The following is a 254-nucleotide window of genomic DNA, read 5'->3' on the forward strand; positions in this document are numbered from 1 at the left end:
GGGGTATTTTGCATTACGGTAATAATTATTACTTACAGATAACCAGCGATCCGTTATTGGCAATATTGTTTCAGTAGTGAGTAGTGTTCTGCCTGAATACGGTAACGGTAAACTGGACGCCCCGTGACGCCATAATGGATACTGGTGAACAAGATGTGGCAGTTGACCAGCCAGATGAGGTATTTACGGCAGGAAACACGCGAGATGTTAACCTCGTTAGCCAGCTCGTCGGTTGAAAACTCATAGTCCTGATG

At 45.3% G+C, this 254-nt stretch carries 1 pseudogene; it reads right to left on the minus strand.

Annotated features, from left to right (window positions below):
* Window positions 1–53: 53 nt before the first annotated feature.
* Window positions 54–254: pseudogene (locus V5P19_RS24045) on the minus strand (two-component system response regulator DcuR); the annotation flags it as partial.

Source organism: Enterobacter sp. UNJFSC 003, assembly GCF_036903355.1.
Classification (GTDB): Bacteria; Pseudomonadota; Gammaproteobacteria; order Enterobacterales; family Enterobacteriaceae; genus Enterobacter.